Raw genomic sequence first — 23,041 nt, 5'->3', positions numbered from 1 at the left:
GGGCCACCGGGCCACCGGGCCACCGGGCCACCGGGCCACCGGGCCACCGGGCCACCGGGCCACCGGGCCACCGGGCCACCGGGCCCATGATCGACACGGACTCATTGATGTCGCGGCATCAACCCCACCAGGTCACCCCGACATCAAGGAACCCGAGTCGATCACGGCGACCCGACGCGCCAAGAGCGCCAACAGGGCCACTCGAACGACCCCACAGCACTCCACCACCAGATCAACACGACATCACTAAAACCACGGCATCAACCCCACCAGGTCACCCCGATGTCAAGGAACCCGAGTCGATCAGGGCGATCCTGCGCGCCGGAGCGTGCCGATGGAGGGCGTCAGGGGACGCCCGACGGGCGCGGTGGGTGGCCGCCGCAGCGGGACGAACGCCGATGGGCGCCCGGCCTGTCGGCCGGGCGCCCATCGATTGTGCGGCGGTGGTACGAGCTTTGGTGCTGGGTGTTACCGGGTAACTCGGCGGCGGCCACCCACACCGGCCACCAGGGCGACCGCGATCGCGGCGACCACGACCTGCACCAGCAGCTCGGCCCAGTCGATACCGCTCGTCTCGGTCGCGATGCCAACGGCCCGCGCCAGCACCGTACCCAGCAGGGCCGCGCCGATACCGATCAGCAGGTGCAGCCAGATCGGCATGTTCTGCCGGCCCGGGACGACCAGGCGGCCGAGCGCGCCGACGATGAGACCAACAACGATCGCAGTGATGATGCCCCACACGGTGAGCTCCACGGCCACCCTCCTCAAAAGAATGTTCGACACACGATGTGTGCTTCCTGTCGTGACCGCTAAGTGCCCGACCCGCCGAAAACCCAAACCGACTCACCGCGAATAACAACGCCGGACGTCGATGCCTGATCGGTGCGTCGGTTTACCTGGAAGCACATCCGCGCAGGCAGGAGGCCACTTCGTCGACTCGCTCACCCAACGACGGCGCCAGAAAAATTCTCCGCACCCGGCGGCCACTCCACAGTCATCGGCGCCGACCGGCACCCCAGACCGGCCGACAGACCCCGGGCAGAGACGCCGCGCCGGGACGTGCCCACGAAGCCGCCGCTCCGTAGGGCGACCCCCACCCGACCGAAGGGACAGCCCTCGGCCAGGTGCCACCCACCACACCGGCGCACAGCGACGACCACGGGCTCCCCCGGCAACCCCAGCGCAACCAGGGACCGACTACTTCTTTCCGGCGGCCTTGCCGTCGCCCGAGTCGGAGGAGAGGGCGGCGATGAAGGCTTCCTGCGGCACCTCGACGCGGCCGACCATCTTCATCCGCTTCTTGCCTTCCTTCTGCTTCTCCAGCAGCTTGCGCTTACGGCTGATGTCACCGCCGTAGCACTTGGCGAGCACGTCCTTGCGGATCGCCCGAATGGTTTCCCGGGCGATGACCCGACTACCGATGGCCGCCTGGATGGGCACCTCGAACTGCTGGCGCGGGATCAGCGTACGGAGCTTGGCGGCGATGGTGACGCCGTAGTTGTACGCCTTGTCCTTGTGCACGATGGCGCTGAACGCGTCCACCGGCTCGCCGTGCAGCAGGATGTCCACCTTCACCAGGTCGGAGGCCTGCTCGCCGGAGGGCTCGTAGTCGAGTGAGGCGTAGCCCTTGGTACGGCTCTTCAACTGGTCGAAGAAGTCGTAGATGATCTCCGCGAGGGGCAGCGTGTAGCGCAGCTCCACCCGGTCGGCGGACAGGTAGTCCATGCCGAGCAGGGTGCCGCGGCGGCCCTGGCAGAGTTCCATCACCGCGCCCACGTAGTCGTTGGGCGTCAGCACGGTGGCGCGCACGACCGGCTCGTACACCTCGGCGATCTTGCCGGTGGGGTACTCGCTCGGGTTGGTGACGACGATCTCCTCGCCGTCGTCGGTGATCGCCCGGTAGACGACGTTGGGCGCGGTGGAGATCAGGTCGAGGTTGTACTCGCGCTCCAGCCGCTCCCGGATGATCTCCAGGTGGAGCAGGCCGAGGAAGCCGCAGCGGAAGCCGAACCCGAGCGCGCCGGAGGTCTCCGGCTCGTAGTCCAGGGCGGCGTCGTTGAGCTTGAGCTTGTCCAACGCCTCACGCAGGTTGGGGTAGTCGGACCCGTCGATCGGGTAGAGGCCGGAGTAGACCATCGGCTTCGGGTCCTTGTAGCCACCCAACGCCTCGGCCGCCGGCCGGCTGTTGATGGTGACGGTGTCACCGACCCGGGACTGCCGGACGTCCTTCACACCGGTGATCAGGTAGCCGACCTCGCCGACGCCGAGCGCCTCGGCCTTGACCATCTCGGGTGAGATGACGCCGATCTCCAGCAGCTCGTGCACCGCGCCGGTGGACATCATCTTGATCCGGTCCCGGGCGCTGATCCGGCCGTCGATGACCCGGACGTACGTGACGACGCCGCGGTAGACGTCGTACACCGAATCGAAGATCATCGCCCGGGCGGGCGCGTCGGCGTCACCGACCGGCGGGATGAACTGCCGGACGATCTCGTCGAGCAGGTACGGGACGCCCTCGCCGGTCTTGCCGGAGACCCGGATGCAGTCGGCCGGGTCGCCGCCGATCAGGTGGGCCAACTCCTCGGCGTACTTCTCCGGCTGGGCCGCCGGCAGGTCGATCTTGTTGAGCACCGGGATGATGCGCAGGTCGTTCTCGAGCGCCAGGTAGAGGTTGGCCAGGGTCTGCGCCTCGATGCCCTGCGCGGCGTCGACAAGCAGCACGGCGCCCTCGCAGGCGGCCAGCGACCGGGACACCTCGTAGGTGAAGTCGACGTGCCCCGGGGTGTCGATCATGTTGAGCACCGCGTGCTCGCCGGCCCGCTCACCCTCGCGGATGGTCCACGGCATGCGGACGGCCTGGCTCTTGATGGTGATGCCGCGCTCGCGCTCGATGTCCATCCGGTCCAGGTACTGGGCGCGCATCTGCCGGGGGTCGACCACGCCGGTGAGCTGCAGCATCCGGTCGGCCAGGGTCGACTTCCCGTGGTCGATGTGGGCGATGATGCCGAAGTTCCGGATGCGACCGGGGTCGGTGGAACCAGGAGCATTCGCGCCGGGATCGAGCTTCGGTGGCACAGCGGTCCGTTCTGGTCGGCTGACGTGAACAGGCCGGCGCGCCGCCGACCCCCTCTATGTTCCCACGCCGCCGGGGTACGCCCGCTGCGCGGGCGACGGATCGGCTCGCGGCCCTCACTCCAGCGGCGGCTCGACGAAGAGCGCGGCGAGTCGCGGCAACCGCCGACGCGCCTCCTCCTCGTCGTCGAAGTCCCAGAAGTCGTTGAGGTCCGGCGTCCGCACCGGGTCGCGGTCCGCCGGCAGTTCGGTGGCGGTGGCCTTGCGGTACGCGTCCCAGGGCACCGACAGCATCTGCTCGGCGGAGAACTCCTCGCCGCTGAGCGAGGCCGCCCGCACCTGGGGCAACTCGGCCAGGGAGTCCGGTTCGGTGACCGCGCGGGCGAAGACCGCCCGTCCCTGGGTCATCAGCCAGCCCCGGAAGTGCTCGAAGCCGTCGGCCGAGGCGCCACCGTTGATCAGGTACGCCGCGCCCCACAGGTCCGCCTTGTGCGAGGCGGCCAGCACCCGCGTCTGGTGCCGGGCGTACCCGACGATGTCCTCCGGGTCGCGCTCGGCGAGCAGCGCGACGGCCCGCGCGGCGACCGGCCCGGGTTCTCCCCCACCGCCGGCCCGAGCCTCGTCGATCAGCTGCCAGAAGTCCTCGGTCCTCATGGGTTGGCAGTCTGGCAGTGTCGCCGCGCGTCGCGCACGTACCCCGGGGCAGCATGGTGTGGTGTCCCCTCCCCCGCTGCCGCCGGTGCCCTACCACGCGAGCGCGCTGCGCCCGTCGTGGCCGACGCTGCCCGCGGCGCTGCGGGCCGCGGTCGCCGACCGGCTGGGCGCGCCGGTGGTCGCCGCCCGGGTCGCCGGCGCGGGCTTCACCCGCGGCTTCGCCGCAGTGCTCCAGACGGCCGACGGTGGCCGGGCCTTCGTCAAGGCGGCACCCGCCGCCGAGCAACCGCACCTGGTCGACTGGTACGCCCGAGAGGCCGCGATCCTCGACCGGCTGCCGGCCGACCTGCCGGCGCCCCGCCCCCGGTGGACCCTGTCGGCGGCGGGCTGGTTCGTGCTGTGCACCGATGCCGTCGACGGGCACACCCCGCGCCTGCCCTGGGTGCCCGCCGAGCTGGACGCGACCCTCGCCGGGTACGCGCAGGTCGCCGCCGCCCTGGCCGACCCGCCTGCCGAACTGGCCGCGCTCGGCCTGCCACACCTGGCCGACCTGGCCAGCTCGGACATCCTCTGGTGGGAGGAGGTCGCCGCCGGGCGCGAGCCGACCCCACCACTGCCCGCGCCGGCGCGGGGCCGGCTGGCCGAGCTGGTGGCGCTGGAGTCCCGTCTCCCCCGGTACGCCGCCGGGGCGAACGGCCTGATCCACGGCGACCTGCGGGTCGACAACGTGCTGATCGACGCGGACGGCCGAGCCTGGTTCTGCGACTGGACCTGGGTCTGCTCCGGGCCGGCCTGGTTCGACCTGGCCGGCCTGCTGCTCACCGCGTACGCCAGCGGCCTGGACGCGGACCGACTCTTCGCCGCGCACCCGGCGGCGGTGGGTGCGCCCCCGGACGCGCTGGACGCCACCCTGGCCGCACTGGCCGGCTACTACCTCACCGGCGCCGCTGCGGCACCCCCGACGGCCTCACCACACCTGCCCGCCCACCAGCGGTGGAGCGGTGAGCAGTCACTCGACTGGCTGTCGCGCCGTCAGGGTTGGCGGTGAGCCCTCGCGGGGGCCGGGGGCGTAATGTGGTGCCCGACGGGCCCGGTCCGTCCGCACGAGGACCGAGCCGTTTTGGCTCGTCCCGGGCGACCTGGTAACCTGGCTCTTCGCGCAGCGATGACGCATGTTCGTCATCTCGCGCAGAAGCTGACCAACCCGAGCTATCAAGACGAGGCTGTCGCGTGGCGAACATCAAGTCCCAGATCAAGCGCAACCGGCAGAACGAGAAGGCCCGGCTGCGCAACAAGTCGGTCAAGTCGTCGCTGAAGACCGCCGTCCGGAAGTTCCACGAGGCTGCCGAGGCCGGTGACGTCGAGAAGGCCACCGCGCTCATGCTGGACGCCTCTCGCAAGCTGGACAAGGCCGTCAGCAAGGGCGTGATCCACTCCAACCAGGCCGCGAACCGCAAGTCCGCGATCGCGAAGCGCGTGGGTGCGCTCACCGCCTGACGACTTCACCGTCAGACTGATTCGGAAAGCCCCGGGCCTCGGCCCGGGGCTTCCGTGTGTCCGCAGGCCGGCATCATGTCCGTGGAGCAGCCACCCAACCCGACAGGGTCGGCTCGCCCGTGCGGGTCAAGCTCAGCGGGACGGGTCGGCGCGGCGGGTGGGCGCCGGGTCGGCGGTGATCACCACGCCGCTGACGCTGTGCGAGATCCACTCCACCTGGGCCCGGCCGACCACCGGCTCCATCTGCCGGCGAAACCGATCCCGTTCCTGCTCGGGCACGAGCGCGGCCGACCGGACCACGATCGCGGCCACCATGTCGTTGAGCTTGACCATCGCCGCCACCACGACGGGCAGCACCAGCACCGCCCACCAGGTCACCAACTCGGCGAGGGCGAGCAGCACGGCCAGCGCGACGGTGCCCTCGAAGAAGAGGAAGCACAGCACGCCACCGGGGTTGACGAACCGCAGGCCCAGGAGTCGGGCGTAGAGCGGCCGATAGCGCTCCTCGTCGACGGCCAGAGTGGCCCACGCCGGGCGGTTCGTCCCCGTCACCTGATGCCGCCCTGCCGGGCTGCCGCAACCGAGAAGACCGCCCGCTCCAGGGCGTACGCCCGGTCGTCGGAGCCGCCCTTGACGGCGGCGTTGCACTCGGCGGCGACCTGCATGGCCCGGACCAGGCCCTCCGGGGTCCAGCCGCGCCCCTGCCGCTGCGCCCGCTCGATCTTCCAGGCGGGCATGCCGAGGCTGCTGGCGAGCTGGTACGGGCTGCCCCGTCCGGCCGACGCCACCCGGGCCACCGTGCGTACCCCGTCGGCCAGGGCATCCGCGATGGGCACCGGGTCGACCCCGACGTGCAGGGCCCAGCGCAACGCTTCCAGCGCCGCCGGGACGTCACCGACCATTGTGGCGTCCGCCACCGTGAAGCCGGTCACCTCGACCCGACCCCGGTAGTAGCGGCTCACCGTTTCGGCGCTGATCCGCCCGTCGGTGTCGGCGATCAGTTGGGAACAGGCGGCAGCCAGCTCGCGCAGGTCGTTGCCGACCGCCGCGATGAGCACTTCGGCGGCGTCGTCGGTGCATTTTCCACCAGCCCGGCGGATCTCGTCACGGACGAAGGCCACCCGGTCGCGGTGCCCCTTGAGCTTGGCCGCCGGGACGACAGTCGCGCCGGCCGCCCGCAGCCCGTCGGCGAACGCCTTGCCCTTGGCGGCACCCAGGTGCAGCACCAGCAGGTGGACGTCCGGGTCGGGGTTCTTGGCGTACGCCAGCAGCGCGGCGACCAGGTCCTTGCGGGCGTCCTGGCCCGAGCGCAGGATCAACAGTCGTCTCCCGCCGAACAGCGAAGGGCTGAGCATCTCGGCGATCTCACCGACGGTGAGCGCCGAGGCCTGATATTCGCGGACGTCCACCTCGGCGTCGACACTGCGAACCTTCGCGACAGCTTCGGTGACCGCGCGCGTGGCGAGTAACTCCTCGTCACCGAGGACGAGCACAATGGGGGCGAGGTTGGCGGCGGTCACGCCGCCCATATTCGCACGGCCCGCGTCGGGATCGTGCCTGCTCATTCGCTGCTTGGTCGGCGCAGCCCGCACACAGCGCAAATCCAGACATTCACCACAGTTGCCTATTTATTCCTCTTATCACCCGACCGGGCCGCCCTGGATCGGTGCGGGCCCGCGCGCAAGGTCGCGCAGAAATCCTGAATGCAGGGCCCTCGATCGTCAGGACTGCCGGCCTGGTGGCATTCCCCGGCGGGCGACTGCCAGGCCAGGTCCCGCCCGGACAGCCGCCAGGTCGCCGTCGGTGTCGGTCCGCAACACTCGGGCGCCTCCCCTGTTCAGCCGAGCGAGGAGGCTGGGATTCGGGTGCCCGTACGTGTTCCCGGCACCCACCGGCACCAGGGCGACGGCCGGCCTTACCGCGTCGAGGAACCCCGGATCCTGGTACGCCGACCCGTGATGGGCGACCTTCAACACGTCGGCCCGTAGGTGCCCCGGCGCTGCCCGCGCCAGCAGCGCGTGCTGCTCCTCGGCCTCCGCGTCACCGGGCAGCAGGATCCGCACCCCGTCCACCGTGGCGCGCAACACAAGTGAGTTGTTGTTCGGGTCGGACCTGGTGCCGGCCAGCGGGTACGGCGGGCCGAGCACCAGCAGGTCGACGCCCCCGACCGGGTGACGCGCACCGGCCACCGTGGTGAGCAGCGCGGACCGCCCGGCGGTCGCCGCCGCCCGGACCAGGTCCCGGCCGCTCTCCGGATCGGTCGAGGACGGGGTCAGCACGGCGCCCACCCGTCGCCCCCGGAACACCCCGGCCACCCCACCCACGTGGTCGGCGTGGAAGTGGCTGACCACCAACAGCGGCACCTCGCGTACGCCGAGCCGACGCAAGCAACCGTCCACCGCGCCCGGCTCCGGCCCGGCGTCGACCACCACCGCCCGACCGGGGGCGACCGGCAACACCACGGCGTCGCCCTGGCCCACCGCGCAGACCACCACCACCCACCCCGGCGGCGGCCAGCCGGCGAACACCAACCGCACCGGAAGCGCGCCGAGCACCGAGGCGACGCCGACGACCGCCACCAGTCGGCGTACGAGGGGGCGACGCACCGCGATCAGCAGCGCGACCGTCACCACGGTCAGCAGCAGCGCCCCGGGCACCCCGCCGGGCCAGGGCAGGGTGCCGCCGGGCAGCCGGGCGCCCTGGCGGGCGATGACCACCAGCCACCAGGCCGGCCAACTCGCCAGCCACGCGAGGAACTCGGCACCCGGCGGCCAGATCGGTGACACCATCGCCGCGAGCACGCCCAGCACGGTCGCGGGCGCGATGGCCGGCACCGCGAGGAGGTTGGCCGGCACCGCGACCAGGCTGACCGTGCCGGAGATGCCGGCGACCACCGGCCCGCAGGCCACCTGCGCGGCCGCCGGCACGGCCAGCGCCTCCGCCAGGCCGGGCGGCACGCCCCGCCGACGCAGCCCGTCCCGCCAGGGTGCGGCGAGCAGCAGCAGGCCACCGGTGGCCAGCACGGAGAGCGCGAACCCGGGATCCCCGGCCAACTCCGGGTCCACCAGCACCAGCACGGTGACGGCGGCGGCCAACGCGGGCAGCGCGGCGCGGGGACGACCGGCGGCAAGCGCGGCGAGCCCGATCGCCCCCATCGTCGCGGCTCGTACGACGCTCGGTGACGGGCGGACCAGAATGACGAAGCCCACAAGCGCCACCCCGCAGAGCCCGACGGCCAGCCACGGACCGGCCCGCCCCCACCGGGCCAGCAACAGCACCGCACCCACCACGATGGCGACGTTGCTCCCCGAAACGGCATTGAGATGTGTCATTCCGGTGGCCTGGAAGTCCTCCTCGACGGAGGGTGGCAGTCGGCTGGTGTCCCCCACGATCAGCCCCGGCAGCAGCCCGCCCGGGTCGTCGGGCAGCGGCGCGCAGGCCCGTTGCAGGCCGGCACGCAGGGTGCCGGCGGCGCGCTGCGGCCAGGAGGACGCGCCGTGCCGCTCGGGCGGGTCGTTGGTGCTGAGCACCGCCGCGGTGAGGTCACCACCGCGGGGGACGCCGAGCCGACCCTCGGTGGTGACGCGCTGCCCGGGCAGCAGCCCACGCCAGGCCGGGTCGGTGGCAAGCACGAGCAGCCGCACCGACGCGTGCAGTCGCCGACCGTCCGGGCCGGTGAGCCGGATCAGCTCGCTCGACACCAGCAGCATCCCCGGCCGACCGGCGGAACGGATCGGGCGCGGATCGTCCCGGACCACCACCTCCGCGGTGACCAGGGCGCGCTGCTCGGCCAGGGCACGGATCGGCGGTGCGTCCCGGATGGCGAGCCGGGCCGCGGTGGCCGCCCCCGCGCAGACCACACCGAGGCCGACCGCGACGGCGATCCAGCCGTGACGGCGCGCGGCGGCCCGCGGGCGGCCGAGGCGATCGAGCAGGTGCAGGGCGCCGCACGTGGTCAGGACGGCCGCGACCCCGGCCACCAGCAGAAGCGAGCGGGGGCCGAGATGCAGGCCGGCGAGCGCGGTGAGCCAGGCGGCCACGGCCAGCCCGGCGAGCCGCAGATCCGGTGGCGAGGTCTGGTTGTCGGCACCGCTCACGGAGCCGTCCGGCGGCGACGGGTTGCCACTGGCAGGGTGGCGGTTCACACCGTCACCAGGTCCTTGAGCTGCTCGTACCGTGCGTCGCCGATCCCGTCGACCTGACGCAGGTCACCGACGGCCTTGAACCCGCCGTGTCGGTCCCGGTGGTCGAGGATGCGCTGGGCGAGCACCGGCCCGACGCCGGGCAGCGCGTCGAGCTGCGCCAGTGTGGCGGTGTTGAGGTTCAGTGGTCCGGTGGCGGGTGTCGCACCGCCCGCCGCCGGTCCGCCCGGCACCGGCGGCGGCGTCACCCCGACCACGATCAGCTCGCCGTCGGTGACCTTGCGGGCGGGGTTGAGCAGCGCCACGTCGACCCCGGGGAGCGGACCACCGGCCGCCTGCACCGCGTCGGCGAGCCGAGAACCGGCCGGCAACCGCACCAACCCGGGCTTGCGGACCTTGCCGGCGACCGCCACCACCACCTCACCGGAGCCGGACGCGCTGGGGTCCCCCGCCGGAGTGGCCGCTACGGCCTCGCTGCCCAGTGGCACGACCGGCTCGGCGTGCGGCCGGGACCGCCAGGCCCATCCGGCGGCGGCCAGCACCACCACCGCCGCGACGACAGCCAGCGCCCGCACACCGCGTCGCCCTGGGTCGAACGCGCCGGGCCCGGACAGCCGCGGGGCCACCGAGCCTTCCACCGCAAGGGGTACGCCGGTCTCCGCCTCCGCCATCGGCGCCCCGGCCCGGGGTGGCAGCACACCAGCCAGAGGTACGCCCACGAGCGTTGCCCCTGCCGGGGGCGACGACACGTCCAGCGGCGCGTCCGTCAGCCGGCGCAGGCGCTGGCGTACCTCGGTCTCCTCGTCGTGTGACACAGGGCGACGCTATGGCGACGGCGAGGGCGGTGGGGTGTGACGACGTCGTCCTGTGGACAACCAGCACCACTGTGGACAACGCCCTGATCAAGCACAGATCTGCTAGTGGTCTCGGTGGCGGCCGGGGCATCGGTAGCAGACCAGCAAGCGGGCGCCGGCGAGGCTGCGCCGCCACCGCACGGGGCCACCGAAACCGCTGGCGCGGGGACTGTGGAGCGGCAAGGATCTGACGGCGGAGGTGGGCGGCGTGCAGGCTCCACTGCGGCACATATGGATCGACGGGCGCACCTTTGTGTGGCGGGCGGTGATTCACTGCGTGCCGGGCAGCGGCGACTGCCACCGGGGCATCCGCGTTCGCGCCTGGGGCGCCGGCAAGACCAGCCGAAAACTCGAGGTGGACCTGCTGTCGGTCACCGGGCCCTCGCGGTGGGATGCGTGTGCGACAGACGACAGCTACCCCACGGCCGCCGACGTGCGCGCGGTCATCAGCTATGCGCTGGAGAACGGTTGGCAGCCAGAGCAGCGGGGCGGGACGTTCGTGCTGTCCGAGGGCGAGCATGGTGCCCGGTTCTCGCTGCCGGGTTTCCTGCTGGTCGACCCCGTACGCACGGCCGAGAGCGCGGACCCCACGGCGCAGGTGATCCGCGCCTACGCGGCTCGGCAGGGAGGCTGACGGCCGGCGGGCTGCTCCACAGCCCCCAGGGCGCCGGGGTACGCCGTCTCAGTCGGGCATTCCGAGTGGTTCGGCTTGGGCCCGTTGGCGCTCGCCGTCCTGGCCGGCATCCGCGCGTTCGTGGCCGACGAGCACTTCGCCCGCTGGGCCTGGACCGCCATCGCCGTACTCATGCTGATCGCCTGCGCCGTCCACGTCATCTGGACCAGGAAGAGGCGGTCCTGAGCCCGGTCTGGAGGGCAGCCACAGGCATAGACCGTAGGGCGGGTGGTGCCGGCCCGGTGGAATGAGCACCAGGGCCGACACCCTCCTCGACGAGCGGGTGCGCCGCCGCCGACCTCGGTCACTACAGGTACGGCCGGGTAATGATCTCGATGGCGTGGCCGGCCGGGTCGAAGAAGTAGAAGCCCCGTCCACCGTGCTCGGTGTTGGTCTCCCCCTCGCGCTTCAGTTGCGGGTCCGCCCAGTAGGTGATGCCGCGCCCCTCGACAAACGCCAGGCACCGTACGAACAGTTCGTCGTCGACCAGAAACGCGTAGTGCTGCATCTGGATGTCCACCGGCGGCTCGGCGAACTGAAGCAGCTGCCCCTCGTCCAGTTGCACGTTGGCGAAGGGCCCCCACGAGGGCGCCTCCGGCAACTCGAACAGCTCCCGGTAGAACGCGGCCGACGCGCTCTTGTCCTTGCTGGCGATGATTGTGTGGTTGAACGTGACTGTCATCCGTACCGTCCTCTTGCCGGTCGATCCGTTGACCCGACCGGAGGCCCAGAGCCCTCCGCAGCCACAGCGATGACAAAGCCCCGAGGGCACCGACGCCCCGGATCCCGCACGAGAGACGCGCACATCGCGTCGATCTCGGCGTGGTGGCTGAAGTAGCCAGAACCTCCGGGGGGTAGGCCCATCTGGGGCGCGCACGGAGGCTAACACAGCGCCCCTGACCGGATATTCACCGCTTCTGGAACATCACCGAGGCGACTTCCGCCATAAGTTCGACCGCCCAATCAAGCTGTCGACAGTCGTCGCGTCCTCGGCACTCAAGGCACCCGCCCACCCGCCAGGGACGGTCGTTTGCCCGGGTCCAGTGAGCATTCAGTACGCGACGAGCCATGAACAGTTGGGTCGCCGCGGATACCGGTTCGTCGATTGGCATGGTCGACGCCTCTCGCGAGATCCGAAGTAGCCCGCCCGGAGGGAACCTCGGGGCGGGCAGACCAGACACCTCGGGAGTGCTGAAGTCCAGGAGCATCCGATCACTGTCTCACTGTATCCACTGTCTCAGTGTAGTCAAGTTCTCACTATCTCCACTTTGCCGTGTTGTCGCCTTGTCTCGATCGCAACCGGGCTGGAAACATGATCTCTGCTGAAGTCCAGGAGAATCGATCATGCCAACGAGACCGCCGCACTACCGCCGCGTGGCGGACGACATCGAGCAGAAGATCCGCTCGGGCGAATACCCACCGGGCCAACAACTGCCATCGGTGTCCGAGATCGGTGAGCTCTACAACGTGGCACGCTCCACGGCCTACCGTGCCGTCAAGGAGTTGCACGAGCGGGACCTGGTCTACGGTCAGCAGGGGCAGGGCGTCTTCGTCGCCGACAGGTAGATATCCGGTTGGCACGAACGATCCGCCGTCAGCGGGCCTCCGGGTCGAGGCCGAGCACGGCTCGTCCCCCGTCCACCGGCAGGACCACCCCGTTGACGAAGCTCGCCGCCGGTGACAGCAGGTACGCGACGGCCTCGGCCACCTCGTCGACCCGCCCGATCCGGCCCACCGGGTGCAGCCGATTCAGCTCGGCGTCGATCCACTCGGCCTGGGTGGGCTCCTGCGCGGCCAGGAATTCGGTGTGCCGTTCGGTGGCGATCGAGCCCAGCGCTACCGCGTTGGCCCGGATGCCGTACTTCCCGTACTCGACGGCCAGCGCCCGGGTCAGCCCCTCCACCGCGGCCTTCGCCGTCGCGTACGGCAGGGCGCCTGACACGGGCCGGCGGGCCTGGTGCGACGAGACGTTGACGATCGCGCCGCCGGCGGCGCGGGCCAGGAACCGGCGGACGGCCACCGCCGCGCCGACCACGGCCGGGCGGAGGTTCAGCCCGATCAGGTCCAGGACCGTGTCGGCCGATGCCGAGTGCAGCGCGGCGTCGCGGAACACCGCCGCGTTGTTCACCCAGCCGGTCAGGGGCGCCGCGCGTTCGGCCAGCTCGGCGGCATGCTCGGCCACCCGTTCGTCGGCGGCGTCGCCGAACACCGCGACGAGTCGGTCGGCGGCCGGGTGCCCGGTCAACCAGTCGGCCGCGTCGGCGTCGCGCTCCAACACGACGACCGTGGCACCGGTCGCCACCAGGCGTTCCACCACGGCCCGGCCGACGCCGCGACCACCGCCGGTCACCACACACGATGTGGGCACCGCTCAGCGCTCCGGTCGGCGGTGGACGACCACGCAGGCCAGCCCCGGGCCGGCGTGCGCGGCGACGACCGCGCCCGCCTCGGAGACGTACGTGTCGTGCAGCCGGTCACCGAGGCGTTCGGTGAGCGCGGTCCGCAGCGCATCGGCCCGTTGCGGCGCGGCCAGGTGATGCACCCCGAGATCCACATCGTCGTCCCCGGCCGCCTCGACGGCCAGGTCCACGAGCCGGGCCACCCCCCGGCTGGCGGTGCGGACCTTCTCGCGCAGCACGATCGCCCCGTCCGGCATGTGCATGATCGGCTTGACGGACAGGGCCGTGCCGAACAGCGCCTCCGCCGCGTTGATCCGGCCGCCTCGGCGGAGGAACTCCAGCGTGTCGACGTAGAAGAAGACCGTGGTGCGGGCGACCGCGGCGAGCGCCGCGTCGCGTACCCCGGCGAGGTCGACGCCGACCTCGGCGGCGGTGGCGGCCGCGATGGCCGGAAAGCCCAGCCCCATGCCGGCGGACTGGCTGTCCACGACCTCGACCCGGCCGTCCAGGTCGGCCGCGGCCAGGCGGGCGGCCTCAACCGTGCCGGACAGCGCGGCGGAGAGGTGCACCGAGACGATGCCGTCCGCGCCGGCGTCGAGCAGTTGACGGTACGTCCGGGCGAACTGGTCGGGCGCCGGGCGGGAGGTGGTGGCCGTGACCCGCCGGGCGCTCAGCGCCACGGTGGCATCGGCCGGCTGGGTTTCCACCCCCTCCAGCCCCTCCGCGCCGTTGAGCACGACCGTCAACGGGACCACCGTCAGCCGGCGCGCCCGCAACAGCTCAGGCGGAAGATAGGCGGTGGAGTCGATGACGACCGCGACGGGCATGCCCGGCACGCTAGCCGATCGAGACCCCCAGCGCCGAAGCGCGAGCGCTCAGATCGCGTCGACGGCGACCGGAGCGGTGACCAGGCCGACGTTGTGCGCCCGCAACTGCCAGCCACGGACGTCCTGGGGACGCCCGATCGCCGGCGCGCGGTCGTCGTGCCGTAGCTCGCTCCAGTGGCAGTTGGCCAGGGAACCGATGGTGCGCAGCACACCGGTGTCCCAGCCGAGCAGGTGACCGATGCCCTGCCGGGAGCCGCCCCCGTGGGTGGCGATCACCACAGTGCCGCCCGGTGCCGCGTCGGCGGCTTCCCGCAGCGCGGTGCCGACCCGCTCGCCGAGGTCGTGCAGGGGCTCCAGATCCGCACCCGGATCGGGGTCGCCGGCCCGCCAGCGGGCGTACTCCTCGGGGAAACGCTCGGCGACCTCGGTCAGGTGCAGACCCTGCCACTGACCGAAGTGCCGCTCGCGCAGCCTCGCGTCGGTGCGCACCGGAAGCCCCGTCAACGCGGCGAGCGCGGCGGCGGTCTCCACGGCGCGGCTCAGGTCGCTGGCCACGATGGCGTCGGGCCGCAGCGCCGCGAGCAGCGGCGCGGCGGCGCGGGCCTGGTCGCGACCCAGCTCGTTGAGGGGTACGTCGGTCTGCCCCTGGACGCGGTTGGCGGCGTTCCAGTCGGTGTTGCCGTGCCGCCAGACGATCAGTCGGGTCATTCGGCGGCGGCGGACCCGCTGGCGTCGGCCTCGACCAGGTCGCGATCGACGAACGGGATGGTGGGGCAGTCCTTCCAGAGGCGGTCGAGCCCGTAGAACTCGCGCTCCTCGGTGTGCTGGACGTGCACCACGATGTCGACGTAGTCGAGCAGCACCCAACGGCCACCACGCTCGCCCTCGCGCCGCACCGGCTTGGCCTTGTCCGGCAGCTCCAGCAGGCTCTCCTCGATGGCGTCCACGATGGCCAGCACCTGACGCTCGTTGGGGGCAGCGGCGAGCACGAACGCGTCGGTGATGGCGAGCTGGTCGCCGACGTCGATGATCGCGATGTCCTGCGCCTTCTTGTCGGCGGCGGCCTGGGCTGCCGCCATTGCCAGCTCGTGGGCGCGTTCGGAAACTGTCACCGTTCTCCTTCGATCAAGCGTGCGATGCTCCAAGCGTCTCATACCCGGCGACGCCCCGACCGCGCAGTTTCGGTCGGTTAGACGCACAAACCGGCCGAAACTCGGCGTGGTCAGCGCTGATAGAGGCTTCGCTTGGCGATGTACTGCACCACACCGTCGGGCACGAGATACCAGACCGGCTCACCTCGGGCCACCCGCGCGCGGCAGTCCGTGGACGAGATGGACATCGCGGGCACCTGGATCAGGCTGACGGTGTCCGCCGGAAGGTGCTTGTCGGTAAGCGGGAAGCCGGGCCGCGTCACCCCGATGAAGTGGGCCAGCTCGAAGATCTCGTCCAGATCCTTCCAGGACAGGATCCGTTGCAGGGCGTCCGCGCCGGTGATGAAGAACAGCTGCACCTTGGGGCCGTACTCGGCCTGGAGGTCGCGCAGGGTGTCGACCGTGTAGGTCGGACCCCGGCGGTCGATGTCGACCCGACTGACCTGGAAGCGAGGGTTGGAGGCGGTGGCGATGACCGTCATCAGGTATCGATCCTCGGCCGGGCTGACCGGTTCGTCAGCCTTCTGCCACGGCTGCCCGGTCGGAACGAAGACCACCTCGTCCAGGCCGAACCGGTCCGCCACCTCACTGGCCGCGACGAGGTGGCCGTGGTGGATCGGGTCGAAGGTGCCACCCATGATGCCGATCCGCCGGATATCTTCCTCCACCCGATGATCGTAGGCCGACCGCCGCGACCGACCACCCCGGCCCGGGCGAGCGCCCCACCCCGGCCGGCGTCGATCACCACGTGCGGCGATCGCGGCACGTGCGGGATCGCGGTGGGCCTACTCGTGTGCATATACTTGCGGACGAGTAATTGGAAGCGAGCGAGTCCGGAGGGCATCGTGCCGAAGCGGCGTAAGGTCAGCAACCTGCTCGCGTTGGCCGTGTTGTCCGCCCTGGTCCAGCGGCCGATGCACCCGTACGAGATCGCCACCGCGCTGCGCGCCTGGGGCAAGGACCAGGACATGGAGTTCAAGTGGGGCTCCTTCTACACCGTGATCCGCAACCTGGACAAGCACCACCTGATCGACGCGGTGGAGAGCGTTCGCGAGGGCCGACGCCCGGAACGCACCGTCTACCGGATCACCGACGCGGGGCGGGCCGAGCTTGTCGACTGGGCCCGCGAGCTGGTCTCCACCCCGATGCCGGAGCATCCCCGCTTCCGGGCGGGGTTGTCCGTTCTCGCCGCCCTGCATCCCGACGAGGCCATCGACCTGCTCCGTCAGCGGCTCGACCTCCTCGACGACGCGCTCCGGCGGGACCGCGAGACGCTCGACGCCCACCTGCGGGAGGTGCCGCGGCTGTTCCTGGTGGAGTCGGAGTACGACCTGGCCCTGCGGGACGCGGAGGCCGCCTGGCTGCGAGGGCTGCTCGCGGAGCTGACCTCGGGCAGCTATCCGGGGCTGGACACCTGGCGGGCCTACCACGAGACCGGCGAGATGCCCGCGGAGCTGACCGAGTTGTCCGAGAGAACCACCGCGCCGAGAGCCAGCAGCCGGGAAGCCGACTGAAGACGGCTCCGGCGGGGTGCGCCAACACCCCGCCGGAGCCCTTACCCCGAACCGATGCCTGGGAAGGCACCCGGCCCGAAGCGGCAACCAGAGGATAGCCGGGCTCCCTCCCAGGTCGGTCGCACGCGACCACACACCCCAGGGAGAAGAGCATGACCACGGTACGAACCGCGATCGTCATCGGCGGCGGCATCGCCGGGCCGGTGACGGCCCTCGCGCTGCACCGAGCCGGCATCACCGCCACCGTCTACGAGGCGTACCCCGCCACGGCCAACGGGGCCGGCGGCATCGGTGGCACCCTCGCCCTCGCGCCCAACGGCGTGGCGGCCCTGCGCCTGGTCGGCGCGGACGAGGCGGTGACGGCGACCGCCACCCCGATCACGCGCAGCGTCATGGCGGTCGGTCGACGCCGCATCGACCTGCCCACGCTGGCCGGGGTGCCGCCGCTGCGGGTGGTACACCGGGCCGAGTTGCACCGGGCGCTGCACGATCGGGCGGTCGCCGAGGGCGTCGGCTTCGCGTACGGCAAACGGCTCGTCGACGCCGAGCAGACCGACAGCGGCGTGACGGCCCGGTTCGAGGACGGCAGCACCGCCACCGCCGACGTCCTGATCGGTGCCGACGGCATCCGGTCGACAGTTCGTGGGCTCATCGACCCGGCCGCGCCCGGCCCCCGGTTCACCGGGCTGCTCAGCTTCGAGGCGGTCGCCCGGCACGAGGTGGACGTCGAGCCGGGCACGATGACGTTCGCGTTCGGGCAACGGGGCTACTACCTGTACTGGCCGGAGCCCGGCGGCGGCACCCGGTGGGGCGCCAACCTGCCGCAGCAGCGGCCGATGAGCCTCGTCGAGGCCCGTGCGGTGCCGGCGCGACAGTGGTGGGAGACGCTGCGTACCAGCTACGGCGACGACGACCCGGGCCGGGAACTCGTGACGACGAGCGACGCCGACGGGCTCCAGGTGGCCGGCTCGTTGCAGATCATGCCGCCCGTGCCGCACTGGCACCGGGGCCGGATGGTGCTGGTCGGCGACGCGGTGCACGCGCCGTCGAACAGCTCCGGACAGGGTGCCTCGCTGGCCATCGAGAGCGCGGTACAGCTCGCCCGCTGCCTGCGTGACCTGCCGGACGTGGCGGCGGCGTTCGACGCGTACGTGCGGCTGCGCCGGGCCAGGGTGGAGAAGGTCGCCGCCCGCGCGGCCCGGATCAACCACGCCAAGGCGCCGGGGCCGGTCGCCCGGACGCTGATGCCGCTGCTGATGCCGCTGATGGTGCGCACGGTGATGGACCCGGAGAAGACGATCGCCCACGAGCAGCGGTACGTCATCGACTGGGACGCGCCGGTCACGGCGGAGCCCGCGGCGCGCTGAGCTACGGGTGCGCGGTCGTCCTTGCTGATCGCGGTGGTCCTCGCTGATCGCGGTGGTCCTTGCTGATCAACTCGGGGTCCGGGAAATCGGAGTGTCGTACCGTCCCGGACCCCGCGCTATTCGTGGCGTCGAGTGGATCACGCGCGGCGAGGCGCGGCAGCGGCCCCCCACCAGCGGCGCCGCCGCCGCGCCTCACCAGCCTTACGCCGCCGCGGCGGCCACCGCCGTGCGGGCGACAAGCGCGCGGCGCAGGTCGTCGTCGGCGTCGGTGACCACCCGACGCAGGCCGGGGGTCAGGTCGTCGCGGGCCAGCAGCGCCGCGGCCGCCTCCCGGGTCGGCTGCGCCACGGCGTAGTGGGGAAACGCCAGCTTCGCGACCCGGTCGGCCGTCCACGGGGTACGCCGACGCGCGGCCGCCGGCATGTCGGTGAAGTACCGCTCGACGTACGCGGCGGTCAGCTCGGTCTGCTCGGGTTGCCAGAACCCCTCGGCGGTCGCCTCCAGCAGCCGGTTGGACAGCGCGGTGTCGCGCACGATGATGTCCCAGGCCGTCTTCTTCGCGGCCGGGTCGGGCAGGGCGGCCCGGCAGCCGGCGGCCCGTTGCGCGCCGGTGGAGCTGTTGTCGGCGGCGGCCTCGACGGCGATCTCCTCCTCGCCGGCCGCACCCAGCACCACCAACCGGTGCAGCACCGCCCAGCGCAACTCCGCGTCAACCCGCAGCCCGGCCGGCACGTCCCGGCCGGCGAGCCAGCCGACGAGCAGGTCCGTGTCGGTGGTCGCGGCGATCCATCCCCGGGCTGCAGCCAACTGCAACGACTGCCCCGCCGGCGCGCCGTCGAGCAGCCGCTGGCACGCCCCGGCGACCCGAGCCAGCGCCGCCGACCGGGCCAGAGGATCGAGGTAGCGGTCCACCAACGACCGGCTGAGCGTGAGCACGTCCTCCGCGATGATCACTTCGGTTTCGGCGGGCAGCGCGGCGGCCATCAGGTCGACCAGGCCGGCGACGGGCCGCTCGCCGTCGGTGGCCGCGTCCAGTGCCTCACCCCAGAGGAGCGCGCGGGTGAGCGGGTCGGCCAGGCGGGGCAGCATCAGCGCGACCGCCTCCGCCGACGCCGGGTCCAGGCGCACCTTGGTGTAGGTGAGGTCACCGTCGTTGGGCAGCAACAGCCGGGCCGCCTGCGTGCCGGCCAACGCGCCCAACACCGTCCGGCCGCCGTCGACCGCGGGGTCGATGTCGAGGTCGTCGCGCCGCACCGTGCCGTCCGCCTCGTAGCGGCCCACGCCGATGCGGTGCGGGCGCAGCACCGGGTGGGACTCCGGCGCGGTCTGCACCACTGCCACGTCGGCGTAGCGGCCGTCGGCGTCGACGGTGACCTCGGCGCGCAGGGTGTTGACCTGCGGCCGGCGCAGCCACACCTCGGCCCAACCGGACAGGTCCCGGCCGCTGGCTGTGGAGAGGCTGACCAGCAGGTCGGCGAGCGTGGCGTTGCCGAAGCGGTGCTCGGCGAAGTGCGCGTTCAGGCCGGCGAGGAACGCCTCGTCGCCGAGCCACGCGACCAGTTGCCGCAGCACGCTGGCGCCCTTGGCGTACGAGATGCCGTCGAAGTTGAGCAGGCCCTCGTCGGCGTCGGCCACCTCCGGCGGAGCGACCGGGTGGGTGGAGGGCCGCTGGTCGGCCGCGTATCCCCAGGCCTTGCGGCGCATGGCGAAGGTCGTCCAGGCCTGGTCGAAGCGGGTCGCCTCGGCGGTGACCCGGGTGCCCAGGTATTCGGCGAAGGACTCGTTCAACCACAGGTCGTCCCACCAGCGCATGGTGACCAGGTCGCCGAACCACATGTGCGCCATCTCGTGGGCGATCGTGGTGGCCCGGAGCTCCCGCTGGGTGTCGGTGACCGCCGAGCGGAACACGTAGTCGTCGCGGAAGGTGACGATGCCGGGGTTTTCCATGGCGCCGGCGTTGAACTCCGGCACGAACGCCTGGTCGTACTTGCCGAACGGGTAGCGCTCGGTGAAGAGCTGGTGGAACCGGTCCAGGCACTGCCGGGTGACGGTGAAGATCTCGTCGGCGTCGGCGTCCAGGTGCTCGGCGAGCGACCGGCGACAGTAGATGCCCAGCGGCACGCCGTCGTGCTCGGCGCGCCGCACGTGGTACGGACCGGCGATCAGCGAGAAGAAGTAGGTGGCCAGCGGCGCGCTGGGGGCGAACTCCCAGCGGCCCGGGGCCGGTGTGGCAGCCACCTCGGCATTGCCGGAGACCGTCCACTCCGGCGGCGCGGTCACCGACAGGACGACGGGAGCCTTGAGGTCGGGCTGGTCGAACGCGGCGAAGATGCGCTGCACGTTGTCGAGGAAGCTCACCGCGTAGAGGTAGGTCTCGCCGTCGGCCGGATCGACGAAGCGGTGCATCCCCTCGCCCGCGTTGGAGTACGCCATCTCCGCCTCGACGACAAGCGTGTTGTCCGCGGCGAGGTCGGTGAGCGGCAGCCGGTTGTCGGTCAGCAGGCCGGCGTCGAGGTCGCGGTCGTTGAGGCGTACCGCCAGCAGTGTGGCGGGCTTGAGCTCGACGAAGGTCGCGGTGCCGGGAGTCGCCCGGAACCGGATCTCGACATGGGAGCGGAACACCTCCGCGCCTCCGGTCAGGTCGAGGTCCACCTGATAGGACTCGACAGTAATCGCCGCGCCACGCGCGGTCGCCTCTACACGGGTCAGGCTCGGCATCCGCTTATCCTGCCCGATGGGGATCGACACCCGGTCACCACACGACCCTCGGCACTGGAGGAAAGAACAATGGCGCAGCACCCCAAGGGCGACTTCGACCTCTCTCGGGCGGTCTGGCAGCGGGCCGAAGGGGACACCTCCGACAGCGCCGTCGAGGTCGCCTTCGTCGACGATCTGATCGGGATGCGCAACTCGTCCGAGCCCGAGGGGCCGGTGCTGGTCTTCACGCAGGCCGAGTGGGACGCGTTCGTGGCCGGCGCACAGGACGGCGAGTTCGACCTGGACTGATCGCGCCCGCCACCGTGCGGTGGCCGCCGACCCGGGGCCGACGCCCCGGGTCGGCGGTCAGCCACGGGCGGGGCCATCGCCGTCGCCCCAACCGAGACCGCCGGGCCCCGGGGCGTGGTGGAAGCCCGGATGGTCGGCCACGTCGACGCAACGCTCGCCGTCCGGGCCGACCGCACCGCAGAACAGCCGCTCGGCCCGCTGCCAGGCGTCGGCCGGCGACAGGGCCGCCGCGCCGAGCGCCACCTCCGGGCGGAGCAGGGTCAAGGCCTCCGCGTACGCCACGGCCAGCTCGCGGGCCTCGACCACGGTGGGCGCGGTGAAGCCCAGGTGCACGGTGAAGAACCGGTGCGGCCGGACGGGCCGCCGAGGAGGCCCGATCAGTGGCCGCCCGTCACGGCCTGCGCCCAGTGCTCCGACCGTGCGCCGCTGCCGCCAGTGCGGCGATGTGTTGTCGCGCATCCGCCCCTCCCCGTGGTTGCCCCACCAGCAGCAAACCAGGTTCCGCCGCTCCTGGGAGGGGCCAGCCGGCGTGCCGTCGGTGCGGGGATTCAGCGGCGGCGAGGGGGGTATCCGCACCCGGCCGGTGGTGACCGGCCGCACCCGCGCGTGAGGAGGCCCGATGGCGACAATGCCCGTCGACCGCAGCCCGGACAGCACCCTCGCCCTGCTCCGCGCCGGCTACCGGTTCATCGGCGCGCGCTGCGAGCGGTACGGCAGCGACGTCTTCCAGACCCGGATCCTGCTCGCCCCGACCATCTGCCTGCGCGGCCGGCCGGCGGCGATGCTGTTCTACGACAACGAACGCTTCCAACGCGCGACAGCGATGCCGCTGCGCGTGCAGCGGACCCTCACCGGGCGGCGGGGCGTGCAGGGGCTGGACGGGCCGGAGCACACCGACCGCAAGGCCATGTTCATGTCGATCATGACGCCGGCCGCCATCCAGCGCCTCGGTCAGCTCTTCGACGACGAGTGGCGGGCCCGGATCCCCGCGTGGGAGGCCGCCGGGCCGCTGCCGCTCTACGACGAGTTGGGCCGCCTGCTGACAAGCGTCGTCTGCGCCTGGGCCGGGGTGCCGCTGCCCGCGTCGCAGGTCGAGCGACGCGCCGTCGACCTGCACGCGATGATCGAGGGGCCGGCGGTGGTCGGCCCCCGGCACTGGCGGGGACGGCTCGCCCGGCACCGCGCCGAACGCTGGCTCGCCGGCCTGATCGAACGGACCCGGGTCGGTCTCTTCCCGGCGCCGCCGGGGAGCGCCCTGGCCGTGATCGCCGAGCACCGGGACCGGCGGGGCCAACTCCTCCCCCGGCGGATCGCGGCGGTGGAGCTGCTCAACGTGCTGCGGCCGGTGGTCGCCGTGGACCAGTACATGGCGTTCGCCGCGCTCGCCCTGCACGACCATCCGGGCTGGCGGGACCGGGTCCGCGACGACGACCAGGCCACCGAGAACTTCGTCCAGGAGGTACGCCGCTACTACCCGTTCTTCCCGATGGCGGCGGCCCGGGTCCGGCACTCCTTCGACTGGCAGGGCCACCACTTTCCCCGGGGCCGGCGGGTGCTGCTCGACCTGTACGGCACCAACCACCACCCGGCCCTCTGGCCGGAACCGGAGCTGTTCCGGCCGGAGCGGTTCGCCGACCGACGCGTGGACCCGTTCGAGTTGATCCCGCAGGGCGGCGGTGACCACTTCGCCGGACACCGGTGCGCGGGCGAGTGGATCACCATCGACCTGATGAAACGGGCGGTCACCAACCTGACCAGCGCCATGCGCTACGACGTGCCCGTCCAGGATCTTGCCCTGGACCTGCACCGGATGCCGGCGCTGCCGCCCCTCGGTCTGACCCTCGACGTTCGGCGCGCCTGACCTCCGCCTCGCCGATCGTTCGAC

General features: G+C 72.1%; 24 protein-coding genes. 9 read left to right on the top strand and 15 right to left on the bottom strand.

Annotation, left to right across the window (positions count from 1 at the left end; genetic code table 11):
• Positions 1-468 precede the first annotated feature (468 nt).
• The 3 genes from ACPXBU_RS33135 to ACPXBU_RS33125 all read right to left on the bottom strand — a co-directional run bounded on the left by ACPXBU_RS33135 (position 469) and on the right by ACPXBU_RS33125 (position 3,726).
• Positions 469-753 carry a GlsB/YeaQ/YmgE family stress response membrane protein gene (locus ACPXBU_RS33135; RefSeq protein WP_355030868.1) on the bottom strand — a complete coding sequence of 95 codons (285 nt, stop codon included), beginning with the start codon at positions 751-753 and terminating at the stop codon, positions 469-471.
• A 444-nt stretch (positions 754-1,197) separates the two neighbouring features.
• Complete coding sequence (gene lepA / locus ACPXBU_RS33130) at positions 1,198-3,075, bottom strand: translation elongation factor 4 (protein WP_393375566.1); 1,878 nt, start codon at positions 3,073-3,075, stop codon at positions 1,198-1,200.
• Positions 3,076-3,189: 114 nt separating this feature from the next.
• Positions 3,190-3,726, bottom strand: a complete 537-nt coding sequence (locus tag ACPXBU_RS33125) for a DUF4240 domain-containing protein (protein WP_393375569.1) — start codon at positions 3,724-3,726, stop codon at positions 3,190-3,192.
• Between the two features lie 61 nt (positions 3,727-3,787).
• On the opposite strand from ACPXBU_RS33125, the gene ACPXBU_RS33120 reads away from it, so the two are divergent.
• Both ACPXBU_RS33120 and rpsT read left to right on the top strand, forming a co-directional pair.
• Complete coding sequence (locus tag ACPXBU_RS33120; RefSeq protein ID WP_425761195.1) at positions 3,788-4,774, top strand: phosphotransferase family protein; 987 nt, start codon at positions 3,788-3,790, stop codon at positions 4,772-4,774.
• A gap of 182 nt (positions 4,775-4,956) precedes the next feature.
• The gene (gene rpsT / locus ACPXBU_RS33115; RefSeq protein ID WP_425761194.1) at positions 4,957-5,223 is read left to right on the top strand and encodes a 30S ribosomal protein S20; all 267 of its coding nucleotides are present in this window, start codon (positions 4,957-4,959) and stop codon (positions 5,221-5,223) included.
• Between the two features lie 132 nt (positions 5,224-5,355).
• Here rpsT and ACPXBU_RS33110 read toward each other — a convergent pair whose 3' ends face one another.
• The 4 genes from ACPXBU_RS33110 to ACPXBU_RS33095 form a co-directional block, all read right to left on the bottom strand.
• Positions 5,356-5,775: a hypothetical protein gene (locus ACPXBU_RS33110; protein WP_425761193.1), complete on the bottom strand. Its 420-nt coding sequence runs from the start codon at positions 5,773-5,775 to the stop codon at positions 5,356-5,358.
• Positions 5,772-6,752, bottom strand: a complete 981-nt coding sequence (gene holA, locus ACPXBU_RS33105; RefSeq protein ID WP_425761227.1) for a DNA polymerase III subunit delta — start codon at positions 6,750-6,752, stop codon at positions 5,772-5,774. Before holA ends, ACPXBU_RS33110 begins: the two co-directional genes overlap by 4 nt.
• A gap of 192 nt (positions 6,753-6,944) precedes the next feature.
• Positions 6,945-9,320 carry a ComEC/Rec2 family competence protein gene (locus ACPXBU_RS33100; protein ID WP_425761192.1) on the bottom strand — a complete coding sequence of 792 codons (2,376 nt, stop codon included), beginning with the start codon at positions 9,318-9,320 and terminating at the stop codon, positions 6,945-6,947.
• A gap of 44 nt (positions 9,321-9,364) precedes the next feature.
• Complete coding sequence (locus tag ACPXBU_RS33095) at positions 9,365-10,180, bottom strand: helix-hairpin-helix domain-containing protein (RefSeq protein WP_425761191.1); 816 nt, start codon at positions 10,178-10,180, stop codon at positions 9,365-9,367.
• A 247-nt stretch (positions 10,181-10,427) separates the two neighbouring features.
• Between ACPXBU_RS33095 and ACPXBU_RS33090 the strand changes: the two genes are divergently transcribed.
• Positions 10,428-10,853 (top strand): integrase, encoded by a 426-nt coding sequence (locus ACPXBU_RS33090; RefSeq protein ID WP_425761190.1) that lies wholly within the window; start codon positions 10,428-10,430, stop codon positions 10,851-10,853.
• 84 nt (positions 10,854-10,937) lie between these two features.
• Positions 10,938-11,078: a hypothetical protein gene (locus ACPXBU_RS33085; protein WP_425761189.1), complete on the top strand. Its 141-nt coding sequence runs from the start codon at positions 10,938-10,940 to the stop codon at positions 11,076-11,078.
• 121 nt (positions 11,079-11,199) lie between these two features.
• Here the strand turns inward: ACPXBU_RS33085 and ACPXBU_RS33080 are convergent, their stop codons facing one another.
• Complete coding sequence (locus ACPXBU_RS33080) at positions 11,200-11,574, bottom strand: VOC family protein (protein ID WP_393301428.1); 375 nt, start codon at positions 11,572-11,574, stop codon at positions 11,200-11,202.
• Between the two features lie 662 nt (positions 11,575-12,236).
• On the opposite strand from ACPXBU_RS33080, the gene ACPXBU_RS33075 reads away from it, so the two are divergent.
• Positions 12,237-12,458, top strand: coding sequence for a GntR family transcriptional regulator (locus tag ACPXBU_RS33075; RefSeq protein WP_393375588.1), 222 nt, complete (start codon positions 12,237-12,239; stop codon positions 12,456-12,458).
• Between the two features lie 28 nt (positions 12,459-12,486).
• On the opposite strand, the gene ACPXBU_RS33070 is transcribed toward ACPXBU_RS33075, so the two are convergent.
• From ACPXBU_RS33070 to nadD, 5 genes are all read right to left on the bottom strand, one after another.
• A complete protein-coding gene (locus ACPXBU_RS33070; protein ID WP_393375590.1) occupies positions 12,487-13,260 on the bottom strand; it encodes an SDR family NAD(P)-dependent oxidoreductase in 774 nt (257 codons plus the stop codon).
• Positions 13,261-13,263: 3 nt separating this feature from the next.
• Entirely contained in the window at positions 13,264-14,118 is an 855-nt protein-coding gene (locus ACPXBU_RS33065) for a DegV family protein (RefSeq protein WP_425761188.1), read from the bottom strand.
• 48 nt (positions 14,119-14,166) lie between these two features.
• Positions 14,167-14,826, bottom strand: coding sequence for a histidine phosphatase family protein (locus ACPXBU_RS33060; protein WP_425761187.1), 660 nt, complete (start codon positions 14,824-14,826; stop codon positions 14,167-14,169).
• Positions 14,823-15,230, bottom strand: coding sequence for a ribosome silencing factor (gene rsfS, locus ACPXBU_RS33055; protein ID WP_393375596.1), 408 nt, complete (start codon positions 15,228-15,230; stop codon positions 14,823-14,825). Before rsfS ends, ACPXBU_RS33060 begins: the two co-directional genes overlap by 4 nt.
• 110 nt (positions 15,231-15,340) lie before the next feature.
• A complete protein-coding gene (nadD, locus tag ACPXBU_RS33050) occupies positions 15,341-15,937 on the bottom strand; it encodes a nicotinate-nucleotide adenylyltransferase (protein ID WP_357378495.1) in 597 nt (198 codons plus the stop codon).
• Between the two features lie 177 nt (positions 15,938-16,114).
• Between nadD and ACPXBU_RS33045 the strand changes: the two genes are divergently transcribed.
• Both ACPXBU_RS33045 and ACPXBU_RS33040 read left to right on the top strand, forming a co-directional pair.
• Positions 16,115-16,783 carry a PadR family transcriptional regulator gene (locus tag ACPXBU_RS33045; RefSeq protein WP_425761186.1) on the top strand — a complete coding sequence of 223 codons (669 nt, stop codon included), beginning with the start codon at positions 16,115-16,117 and terminating at the stop codon, positions 16,781-16,783.
• 152 nt (positions 16,784-16,935) lie between these two features.
• Positions 16,936-18,150, top strand: a complete 1,215-nt coding sequence (locus ACPXBU_RS33040; RefSeq protein WP_425761185.1) for an FAD-dependent oxidoreductase — start codon at positions 16,936-16,938, stop codon at positions 18,148-18,150.
• A gap of 201 nt (positions 18,151-18,351) precedes the next feature.
• Here the strand turns inward: ACPXBU_RS33040 and pepN are convergent, their stop codons facing one another.
• Complete coding sequence (pepN, locus tag ACPXBU_RS33035) at positions 18,352-20,868, bottom strand: aminopeptidase N (RefSeq protein WP_425761184.1); 2,517 nt, start codon at positions 20,866-20,868, stop codon at positions 18,352-18,354.
• A gap of 69 nt (positions 20,869-20,937) precedes the next feature.
• On the opposite strand from pepN, the gene ACPXBU_RS33030 reads away from it, so the two are divergent.
• On the top strand, positions 20,938-21,156 hold the full coding sequence (locus tag ACPXBU_RS33030; protein WP_151488717.1) for a DUF397 domain-containing protein: 219 nt from the start codon (positions 20,938-20,940) through the stop codon (positions 21,154-21,156).
• Positions 21,157-21,213: 57 nt separating this feature from the next.
• On the opposite strand, the gene ACPXBU_RS33025 is transcribed toward ACPXBU_RS33030, so the two are convergent.
• Positions 21,214-21,615 carry a hypothetical protein gene (locus tag ACPXBU_RS33025; protein ID WP_393375604.1) on the bottom strand — a complete coding sequence of 134 codons (402 nt, stop codon included), beginning with the start codon at positions 21,613-21,615 and terminating at the stop codon, positions 21,214-21,216.
• 160 nt (positions 21,616-21,775) lie between these two features.
• On the opposite strand from ACPXBU_RS33025, the gene ACPXBU_RS33020 reads away from it, so the two are divergent.
• A complete protein-coding gene (locus ACPXBU_RS33020; protein WP_425761183.1) occupies positions 21,776-23,017 on the top strand; it encodes a cytochrome P450 in 1,242 nt (413 codons plus the stop codon).
• Positions 23,018-23,041: the final 24 nt, after the last annotated feature.

Source organism: Micromonospora sp. DT231, assembly GCF_049847025.1.
GTDB lineage: Bacteria > Actinomycetota > Actinomycetes > Mycobacteriales > Micromonosporaceae > Micromonospora.
The sequence above is the reverse complement of the archived record's forward strand: the minus strand, read 5'-3'. Positions and strand labels throughout refer to the sequence as shown.